This window comes from Nocardia testacea NBRC 100365 (assembly GCF_000308775.1).
In the GTDB taxonomy this organism is placed as follows: Bacteria; Actinomycetota; Actinomycetes; order Mycobacteriales; family Mycobacteriaceae; genus Nocardia; species Nocardia testacea.
The window spans coordinates 46,023-53,485 of record NZ_BAGJ01000060.1 but is presented as its reverse complement, the minus strand read 5'-3'; the positions used below and the strand labels follow the sequence as shown (position 1 = coordinate 53,485).

Below are 7,463 nucleotides of genomic sequence, written 5' to 3'. Positions count from 1 at the left end.
CGTTCGTCAGTCGGTGAGGGTCTGCTCGTAGAGCGGGACTGCTTCGGTGGTGCGGCCGGCAGAGTTATAGGCGTAGGCGAGGTTGTTTCGGGATCTCAGGGTGCTGGGGTGGTCGGGACCGAGGATTCGTTCGCAGTCGGTGAGGGTCTGCTCGTAGAGCGGGACTGCTTCTGTGGTGCGGCCGGCAGCGTCATAGGCGTAGGCGAGGTTGCTGCGAGAGTTCAGGGTGCTGGGGTGGTCGGGGCCCAGGAGCCGTTCGGAATCGGTGAGGGTTCTCTCGAACAGCGAGATCGCTTCGGCGGCGCGGCCGGCAGATCTGTAGGCGTCGGCGAGGTTGTTTCGGGATGTCAGGGTGTCGGGGTGGTCGGAGCCGAGGATTCGTTCGGAATCGGTGAGGGTTCTCTCGAACAGCGGGATCGCTTCGGCGGTGCGGCCGGCAGAGCTATAGGCGTAGGCGAGGTTGTGGCGGGCTGTCAGGGTGTCGGGGTGGTCGGGGCCTAGGACCCGTTCGTGGTGGGCGATTGCTCGGTGCAAATACGTGACGGCGAGTGTGTTCAGAGCCTGGTCTCCGCTAAGGATGTAGAGGGCGGTGCCGGAGAGGAGATGCGATATGGTCGCGGTGTCCTGGCGGGTGTGAGCGGCGAGCGCTTCGATATGGGGAAGCAGGTTCTGCCAAACAGGCCAGTTGGCAGGGTTTTCCCAGTCGGGTAGCGCATCATCCAGGAGATCGGCGGCGCGGGTGCGAGCGTGTTCGATCTTTTCGGCACTGCGGTGGGGATCGCTGGGGTCGGGGGTGCGGGCTACCGCTTGGACGAGCCGGTGGATCGATACCGTGGTGGTGGCCGGGTCCGGGGTGATCATGCTGTAGGCGGTGAGCACACCGAGTGCCCTGTCGAAAGTGGGTGGGTCGGCCAAGCTTCGACAGAGTGTGAGGGGAATGGCGTTCGGGCCGTACCAGGCCAGGATGCGGAGTAGGTCAGCGGCCGCCGGCTCGGCGGCGGTGATGCGGTCGAGGTTCACGCGCCAGATCCGGGCGACGGCGCGCTCGGCATCAGCGCCGACCGCGGTTTGGCTGTACATAGCGGCCGGGTATTCGGCGAGCAGTTGCAGGTATGTCCGTGGTGTGGTGAGTGGGTTCTGCGCCATGTACGCACCGGCCTGTTCGATGGCCAGAGGCAGGAACCCCAGCTCGGCACACAACTCGGCCGCACCCTCGCAATCGCGGGGGCCGGCCGCGGTGAGGATGCCGGTGAGCAGAGCCAGCGCCTCCTGCGCATCGAGCACATCCAGCCGCACCACCGTGGTGGCCTGCTGCCACCCCGAGGCCAGACGACTGGTGATCACGATGCGGCCGTTCCCGGCGCGGGCCAGGACCTCGGCGATATCGGCGGGGTCGGCGACGTTGTCGAGGATCAGCAACCACCCGGAGTGAGTGGCCAGCCACTGCAGGGCGCGGTCGGCCAGCTGTTCGACCTCCAGCGCTTGTGCCAGGGCGGGTTGCAGTGCGGCAGCGAATTTCGCCAACCCCTGCTCGACACCGGCGGCGGTATCGACGGTGATCCACCGCACCGGACTGTGACCGTGGTTACGGGTCGCGGCCCAGTGCGCGACCAGGGTGGTCTTGCCGATCCCGCCCAGGCCGTGCACCGCCTGCACCACCACCTGGCCCGGAACCGACAACACGGCATCGAGGCGGTCGAGTTCGCGTGCACGGCCGACAAACCTGGTGCCCGGCTTCACGGGCAGGTTGTCCAACCCGGGCGGGGCGTCGACCTCGGCGATCGGCTGCCACGCCTCCTCCGGCAGCTGCACCACCGGCCGAGACCGATCTCCCAGATCCATGAAGGTGACATCGCCGTGGAACTGGTTCCCGGTCAGAGAGATCGTTGCGCCGCCGGCGGGGGCCGGGGCGGAAGGCGCGGGGGGACCGGGTGTCAGGGCCGCGCCGTACCGGGGTCCGGCGCCTCCGGAAAACCCGCGCGCAACCCGCTGATCTTCACCGCCCCCGCGATCTCACTGCCGCTCACCCGCACACCATCACCAGTGGAAGCGATATCGGAGATCTCCAGCACCGCGGCCACAAGACCGGACACCTCCGCGCCCACGACCTGTGGGTGATGCTGCTGCACCGCCTGCAGGACCGCGACCGCCGCTGCCCCCAACTCGGCATCACCGGCCGCGCCGGCATCGTCGAGGTCCTCGGCCAGCGACGCCTGCTTCGACTCCGACTCCGGTTTGCGCTCCACTCCCGACACATCCACCCCGCGGTACTTGCGCGCAATCAGGTCCTTCAACCCGAGGTAGGCGTCCTTCACCACCTGCGCCGCGGTATCACTCACCCCCGCCGCCGCACCCGCCGCGATCGCCGAAACCACCACTGCCGTCACAGGATCCATCCCGCGATCATCCCATCCACACCACCACCGGACACCGCTAAACCAGCACAACGCCGTGCGACCACCGCGGCGCGGCCTTGGCAACCCATCACCATGCGACGCACCCTCGGCAGTGTCCAGGAAAAGGGTATTTTATGGATGGACATGCGGCCACGATGATCGCTGACCAGCGCTGATAACCGAGATAGTCCCGCCCCACAGCGCCAAACGGCAGCGATCAGCCGTGCATGACGACCTCGAGACGGGAAGCGTCGGGGAAATGGGTACTGAGCGTGGTCAGCTCGATCGCGATCCGTCCGGGGCCGGGGGCGAAGGATATCGAGTTGGTCTCGTTGTGGAACATGTGCCGGGACACGCTACCAACCCCACCGCTGTTCAGATTGCGCCAGTTGACGACCGCGACCAGCGACGACCCGCATCCGGCGCTGCCGGTGCCAGCGATGTCGTTGGTCTGGTAGCCGATGGATACCTGGTCGCTGTCATCGAAGATGTTGGCCTTGGCGTTGATGGTCGTCGCGCACAGGCCGCCATCGAACTGTGCAGACAGCGTCGGCATACCGGTGTGCGACTCGGCTGAGGCCGGCGCGGCCTGAAACAGCAGCGCGCTACCGACGACGCCGGTAGCGAGGATAGAAACAAAGGCAGGAGCGTGCATGGTGTCCTCTCGTAGTTCAGGCCTTACACGCTATCGACACGGGTTCAGGCTCCATTCCCAACTCGCTCAACATCGTAGCCCGGTCATTCGTTGCCATCCTTTACCTGCGTCCTGCCCAATGCCGTTGTAATAGATTCTGCCGCTTGCGATGTCAAGCAACGGCATTGCCGCGGGGCCGGCTGGTGGCCTATAGCACCGGTGTCGGCTCGGTCGAGGTCGGCAGCCTGCTCGCGGACCTGAAGACGGCCACCGGCTTCTCGATGGGGCTGCTGGCCCGAACACCGCCCACAAGCGGTGTCCATGAAAGGGTCTTGATGGACGAGCCATCGGCCTAATTCATCGTTGACCAGCGATTAAAACGCCAGCAAGTGTTCACAAACGCACCAATTGATGAACACAGCTGCGGCGGTCGGGCTGTCTTTCGGTTGGTCACCGCCGGATACACGCGCCCGCTGATGGAACCTATCGCGCCTCGGCCGCGGCGACCGCATCCGACGTCGCCGGAGCAAATCCGAGCCAGCGATCGTGCATCACCTGCGCATCCAGCTCGCTGGGGTCCGCGCTGCGCACCCACTCCTCGCTCCAGCGTGACAACCACGGTTTCTACTCCATGGCGAGCACTCTGACAGGCAGGTACGACAAGAGGCTCGCACGCAACATGATTCGGTGGCCGGCGACCTGGGCGTCCCCCGACCGGATCAGGATTCGGATTACACCGGCCCTGAGCTGATCACTCGAATGAGCCGCATGGACGACCACGCATCGGTCGAGTACAGACACAGTCCGTACCTGCTCGCGAGGTCCCACGGCCGGGGTAGCGTTTGCGCGTAGGCGAGAATCAGGGTCGATCCCCACGAACGACCGTACAACAGCCACCTGTCGATGCCGAGATCCTCGCGGAGCAGTTCCATATCGGCAAGGAGGTGCTCGGTGGTGTTGTGGGCCATATCGACCGACGGATCCGAAGAGTGCGGCAGGCTCTGCCCGCACCCTCGCTGATCGAACAACACGATCCGGAAGGCGTCTGGATCGAAGCTCCTTCGCGCGCCGCGCCGACCTCCACCGCCGGGCCCGACGTGTACCACCAGCACAGGCCGGCCTTCGGGACTTCCGCTGGTTTCCCAGTAGATCTGATTGCCGTCACCGATGTCGAGCAGGCCCGACTCGTAGGGCTCGATCTCGGGAAACCGTTGCCGTGCTTCGGCAGCAGCCACAACCGGCAACAGTATCGGGCACCGAGCTACCGCGCCGAAGTCGGTTTGGATCAGCGGCCGGCTACTGCAGCGGGTCGGGTGATCCACCTGACCGCGCGGTGCCAGGTTCGTACCTGGCCGATCCACTTTGTCGGGCTGCGTACGGGCCAACCGTGAGGCGACCCGGTCGAAATGAGCGCGAGAGTACGTCCTCGGCAAGTGCGCGTGAATTCAGGCAGGGACGTCGGTCAGGCGACGCAGGGTGAACGGTTCGGCAAGGATCTCGTCCAGCGCGGCGGCCACCTGCTTGAAGTGCGGCAGGTTGAAGTGGTGGTCCAACGCCTCAGTGTCGGTCCACTCCTCCACGATGATCATCCGATCCGCGCGGGTGGGGTCGGTATACGGGTGGTACCCCAGGCACCCCTCCTCAGCTAACGAGGGGGCGATCATCGCGATCAACTCCTCACGCAGCCGCTGCTCCTGTCCCGGCTTGGCGACGAAACCGGCGATGATGGACAGGGTGTTCGACATGGGTATCTCCTCATGCGTCGGTGCGGTGGTTGTCGTGTCCGCTGAGCGAACGCTGTCCATCGTGTCGGCGAGCAACGGTTCCACCCAGTGCTCTACTCAACCGGGGTCGACCTTGCCTGGGTCTGGCAGGACCAGGCAGATCAGACCAGGCGTGATGGACACTGGAGAACGTGGATCGTGTCCGACAGCTCAGCGAATTCCTCAAGACCCGCCGCGCCCGTCTGCGACCTGACGACGCCGGTGCCGTTGACTTCGGGGGCCAGCGCCGAGTGCCCGGACTGCGCCGCGAGGAACCGGCTCTGCTGGCCGGCGTCAGCGTCGACTACTACACACGTCTCGAGCAGGGCCGTGCCCGAAATATCTCCCCAGACGTGCTCGACGACGCTGTGGCCCGCGCCTTACAACTCGACGCTGACGAACGCGTGCACCTGCACAACCTCGCCAAACCAGCCGCGCCCCGCAAACGCCCGAGCCGACCCCAGCAGGTTGGGCCCGAAATGAGACAAGCCCTCGAGGCCCTCGCCGCGGTTCCCGCCTACATCATCGGCCGGCGCCTGGATATCCTCGCCTGGAACGAACTGGCTCGACTACTCATCGCCGACTTCCCCGCACTTCCCTCTGCAGAACGCAACATGGCTCGCCTGGTGTTTCTGGACGAAGCGTCGCGAGACCTCTACCCCGACTGGGAGACCAAGGCACGCGACACCGTTGCCAATCTGCGCTACGACGCCGGCCGCCACCCCGACGATCCGCAACTGGCACACCTCGTTGGTGAGCTCTCCCTGGCCAGCAGCGACTTTCGACGCCTGTGGGCAGACCATTACGTTCACGCCAAGACCCGTGGCCGCAAGCGGTTCCGCCACCCTCGGATCGGGGAGCTCGCCCTCGACTATGTCGCCATGCGCGCGTCCGACGACCCGGACATGACCATGATGATCTACAGCGCCCCCACCGGATCCGATACCGCCGCCAACCTACAGCTGCTGGCGGCGCTGACCGCGTCGGCTCCTGAGTTAGCCGACCATCTCGCCGAAACCACTTCCTGACCACCGCTGGCGGTCGGCGGGGATCAATCACAGGGCGCTGACAGTCTGGCAGCGTGGCGGTCTCATGGCAGGTACCGAACGACAGCCGGTCAGGCGCCGAGGTTCCGTACCGGTCGTCCGACCGGGGTGTTGCCGAGATTCACGAACACCAAATCGAGCGGTGCTGGGATTCGCGACCAAGGTGATGCCGAGACTCACGACCAAACCTACGGCGGGCGATGAGCCGGTCGATCGCGGTGCGGGAGCGGACCGGGGTCTGGGAGTCCGGTGGTGTCGACCGTCCGGCCGAGGCAGGGAGCGTCGGTGCGGTCCAGCCCCGCTCGGCGCACCAGCTCAGCCTTTTGCCGACCGCGGCGCGGCGCGCGTTCCAGGTGTTCACCGCTGCGCTGCCCCACAGTGCTTCCAGCGCCGCGCCGATCTTGGGGCGCTACGGATATGTCCATCAACCGATCAATTGATGAACGAGCCCCCGACCGCCGGGCCTGGTGTAGTCATCATCGGCGGGCGGGGCAGGGGAGTGCGTTGTTCAGCGATGCGTCGATGCCGGCCGAAGCGGTGTTGTCGACCGCGCGGCAGGCAACACTCCCGGCGGCTGTGGGAGACGGCGCACGAATCCGGACCATCCAGACAACCCACCGCCGAACGCGCTACCCCGGCGTCAACCGGGGCTCACCGCAGTTCGGCGATAACCGGCGCGAAGGTCTCCAGATCCGATTCCAGCACGGTGATGTAGTTGAACCCGAATCGCTCGCGGTTCGCCCGGAGTCGCTTGGCGATGCCGCGCGGAGAACCCAGCAACACCGTGGGCAGCTCGTCCACCGCGTCCAGCACTTCCGGAGCCACCGCCGAACCGTGCTCTTCCAGGAACCGCGCGCGATCGGCCTCGGGCACCACGGCTTGAACCAGGATATTGAGGTCCACCTCCGGCGCCCGATCGCCCAGCGCATCCCGCACGAACGCCACCCGCTCCTCGATTTCGGCCGGCCCGGCCAGCCGCAAAGGTCCCGCCGCGGTGGTCGCGGCGCCGGTGAACGCCACCACCGCGGCGTAGCGCGCCGCCAGGCTCAGCATCCGATCCCCCCAGCCGGCGATCAGCAGCGGCGGCCCACCTGCCTGCGCCGGTCGGGGCAGGTACTCCGGGTCATCGAACAGTCGGCGCAGTGTCCGCACGGTCCGCTCGAGATGGGTGACGCGCGAACCACCGGACCCGAACGGAATGCCGGCGGTATCGAACTCCTCGCGCACATAGCCGGCGCCGAGTCCGAGCTCCAGCCGGCCCGCCACGAACAAATCGGTCCCGGCGACCTCCCGGGCCAGCAGCGTGGGGTTGTAGAACGCGGCGTTCAGCACGAACGTGTTCAACCGCACCCGCCGGGTGTTCTCGGCCGCCAGGACGAGCGCGGGGAACGGTGGCGCGGTGCCGAGATGATCCGCCACACCGATCACGTCGTAACCGAGTTCCTCGGCCCGGCGGCATTTGCCTACCCATTCGTCCCGTGCGTGTGGCACCACCATGTTGACGCCGAAGCGGAATTCCTTCGATGAGATCACCCCTCCTGCTTACCCCCGGTCCAGGCGATGTACCGACGGCCCCGCGCCGGACATATGGCGGGCGTGGTGTCCGCCCATAGCCGCATACCCC

General features: G+C 66.4%; 8 protein-coding genes and 1 pseudogene. 2 read left to right on the top strand and 7 right to left on the bottom strand.

Translation table 11 applies throughout. From position 1 onward, the window contains the following. Positions 1–6: 6 nt before the first annotated feature. From fxsT to ON38_RS07960, 6 genes and pseudogenes are all read right to left on the bottom strand, one after another. Positions 7–1,842, bottom strand: coding sequence for an FxSxx-COOH system tetratricopeptide repeat protein (fxsT, locus tag ON38_RS07980; protein ID WP_083872396.1), 1,836 nt, complete (start codon positions 1,840–1,842; stop codon positions 7–9). Positions 1,843–1,934: 92 nt separating this feature from the next. Beyond that, positions 1,935–2,396 (bottom strand): Het-E N-terminal domain-containing protein, encoded by a 462-nt coding sequence (locus ON38_RS34015; RefSeq protein ID WP_051164485.1) that lies wholly within the window; start codon positions 2,394–2,396, stop codon positions 1,935–1,937. A gap of 217 nt (positions 2,397–2,613) precedes the next feature. Continuing rightward, complete coding sequence (locus ON38_RS07970) at positions 2,614–3,051, bottom strand: hypothetical protein (protein WP_157181696.1); 438 nt, start codon at positions 3,049–3,051, stop codon at positions 2,614–2,616. Between the two features lie 462 nt (positions 3,052–3,513). Next, positions 3,514–3,645: a hypothetical protein gene (locus ON38_RS37890; RefSeq protein ID WP_281004601.1), complete on the bottom strand. Its 132-nt coding sequence runs from the start codon at positions 3,643–3,645 to the stop codon at positions 3,514–3,516. Positions 3,646–3,863: 218 nt separating this feature from the next. Then, positions 3,864–4,265: pseudogene (locus ON38_RS07965) on the bottom strand (alpha/beta fold hydrolase); the annotation flags it as partial. 210 nt (positions 4,266–4,475) lie between these two features. Further along, entirely contained in the window at positions 4,476–4,775 is a 300-nt protein-coding gene (locus ON38_RS07960; RefSeq protein ID WP_039823637.1) for a putative quinol monooxygenase, read from the bottom strand. 170 nt (positions 4,776–4,945) lie between these two features. On the opposite strand from ON38_RS07960, the gene ON38_RS07955 reads away from it, so the two are divergent. Then, positions 4,946–5,821 (top strand): helix-turn-helix domain-containing protein, encoded by an 876-nt coding sequence (locus tag ON38_RS07955; RefSeq protein ID WP_039823612.1) that lies wholly within the window; start codon positions 4,946–4,948, stop codon positions 5,819–5,821. 218 nt (positions 5,822–6,039) lie between these two features. Beyond that, a complete protein-coding gene (locus ON38_RS36790; protein ID WP_039823611.1) occupies positions 6,040–6,279 on the top strand; it encodes a hypothetical protein in 240 nt (79 codons plus the stop codon). 211 nt (positions 6,280–6,490) lie between these two features. Here ON38_RS36790 and ON38_RS07945 read toward each other — a convergent pair whose 3' ends face one another. After that, complete coding sequence (locus ON38_RS07945) at positions 6,491–7,372, bottom strand: TIGR03621 family F420-dependent LLM class oxidoreductase (RefSeq protein WP_039823610.1); 882 nt, start codon at positions 7,370–7,372, stop codon at positions 6,491–6,493. Between the last annotated feature and the right edge of the window lie 91 nt (positions 7,373–7,463).

What these genes read in the sequence shown, in the direction of transcription:
- ON38_RS07970 (WP_157181696.1), bottom strand. Translation starts at nt 3,051, where the DNA reads ATGCACGCTCCTGCCTTTGTTTCTATCCTCGCTACCGGCGTCGTCGGT.
- ON38_RS36790 (WP_039823611.1), top strand. Translation starts at nt 6,040, where the DNA reads ATGAGCCGGTCGATCGCGGTGCGGGAGCGGACCGGGGTCTGGGAGTCC.
- ON38_RS07960 (WP_039823637.1), bottom strand. Translation starts at nt 4,775, where the DNA reads ATGTCGAACACCCTGTCCATCATCGCCGGTTTCGTCGCCAAGCCGGGA.
- ON38_RS34015 (WP_051164485.1), bottom strand. Translation starts at nt 2,396, where the DNA reads ATGGATCCTGTGACGGCAGTGGTGGTTTCGGCGATCGCGGCGGGTGCG.
- fxsT (WP_083872396.1), bottom strand. Translation starts at nt 1,842, where the DNA reads ATGGATCTGGGAGATCGGTCTCGGCCGGTGGTGCAGCTGCCGGAGGAG.